This is a genomic window from Neisseria sp. P0008.S010 (assembly GCF_051962715.1).
GTDB lineage: Bacteria > Pseudomonadota > Gammaproteobacteria > Burkholderiales > Neisseriaceae > Neisseria > Neisseria elongata.
Map to the genome: position 1 here is coordinate 1 of NZ_JBQCVA010000104.1, position 1,384 is coordinate 1,384.

Consider the following 1,384-nt stretch of genomic DNA (forward strand, 5'->3'; position numbering starts at 1 on the left):
AACTTGGTAAACAGAACAACAAAGCTGCCTGATAGTGGCCTTTATTTTTGGCATAAATAACAGAATAAACACTGCACTGTGTATTCATTCCAACGAGTGAATACACGGAGCAATGTCGCTCGTAACTAAACAGGAGCCGACTTGTTCTGATTATTGGAAATCTTCTTTGCCCTCCAGTGTGAGGGCGATTTTTTATCTGTGAGGATATGAACAGATGTCAAACATCAAAAAATACATCATTGATTACGACTGGAAAGCATCAATAGAAATTGAAATCGACCATGACGTAATGACAGAGGAAAAACTTCACCAGATTAATAATTTCTGGTCAGACTCTGAATACCGACTCAATAAACACGGCTCTGTATTAAATGCTGTATTAATCATGCTGGCGCAACATGCTCTGCTTATAGCAATTTCAAGCGACTTAAATGCATATGGTGTTGTGTGTGAGTTCGACTGGAATGATGGAAATGGTCAGGAAGGATGGCCTCCAATGGATGGTAGCGAAGGAATAAGAATTACCGATATCGATACATCAGGAATATTTGATTCAGATGATATGACTATCAAGGCCGCCTGAGTGCGGTTTTACCGCATACCAATAACGCTTCACTCGAGGCGTTTTTCGTTATGTATAAATAAGGAGCACACCATGCAATATGCCATTGCAGGGTGGCCTGTTGCTGGCTGCCCTTCCGAATCTTTACTTGAACGAATCACCCGTAAATTACGTGACGGATGGAAACGCCTTATCGACATACTTAATCAGCCAGGAGTCCCAAAGAATGGATCAAACACTTATGGCTATCCAGACTAAATTCACTATCGCCACTTTTATTGGCGATGAAAAGATGTTTCGTGAAGCCGTCGACGCTTATAAAAAATGGATATTAATACTGAAACTGAGATCAAGCAAAAGCATTCACTAACCCCCTTTCCTGTTTTCCTAATCAGCCCGGCATTTCGCGGGCGATATTTTCACAGCTATTTCAGGAGTTCAGCCATGAACGCTTATTACATTCAGGATCGTCTTGAGGCTCAGAGCTGGGCGCGTCACTACCAGCAGCTCGCCCGTGAAGAGAAAGAGGCAGAACTGGCAGACGACATGGAAAAAGGCCTGCCCCAGCACCTGTTTGAATCGCTATGCATCGATCATTTGCAACGCCACGGGGCCAGCAAAAAATCCATTACCCGTGAGTTTGATGACGATGTTGAGTTTCAGGAGCGCATGGCAGAACACATCCGGTACATGGTTGAAACCATTGCTCACCACCAGGTTGATATTGATTCAGAGGTATAAAACGAATGAGTACTGCACTCGCAACGCTGGCTGGGAAGCTGGCTGAACGTGTCGGCATGGATTCTGTCGACCCACAGGAAC

The 1,384-nt window shown here is 44.1% G+C and carries 4 protein-coding genes; all 4 read left to right on the forward strand.

Annotated elements, in window-relative coordinates; genetic code table 11:
• Nucleotides 1–214: 214 nt before the first annotated feature.
• The 4 genes from ACTHSL_RS12600 to ACTHSL_RS12615 all read left to right on the forward strand — a co-directional run bounded on the left by ACTHSL_RS12600 (nt 215) and on the right by ACTHSL_RS12615 (nt 1,303).
• Nucleotides 215–583, forward strand: a complete 369-nt coding sequence (locus ACTHSL_RS12600) for a DUF2528 family protein (protein WP_000065374.1) — start codon at nt 215–217, stop codon at nt 581–583.
• Between the two features lie 72 nt (nt 584–655).
• A complete protein-coding gene (locus tag ACTHSL_RS12605) occupies nt 656–820 on the forward strand; it encodes a protease FtsH-inhibitory lysogeny factor CIII (RefSeq protein ID WP_001198861.1) in 165 nt (54 codons plus the stop codon).
• Nucleotides 804–932: a host cell division inhibitory peptide Kil gene (kil, locus tag ACTHSL_RS12610; protein WP_001007579.1), complete on the forward strand. Its 129-nt coding sequence runs from the start codon at nt 804–806 to the stop codon at nt 930–932. Before ACTHSL_RS12605 ends, kil begins: the two co-directional genes overlap by 17 nt.
• Nucleotides 933–1,006: 74 nt before the next feature.
• Nucleotides 1,007–1,303 carry a host-nuclease inhibitor Gam family protein gene (locus ACTHSL_RS12615; protein WP_440381656.1) on the forward strand — a complete coding sequence of 99 codons (297 nt, stop codon included), beginning with the start codon at nt 1,007–1,009 and terminating at the stop codon, nt 1,301–1,303.
• The last annotated feature ends 81 nt before the right edge of the window (nt 1,304–1,384 follow it).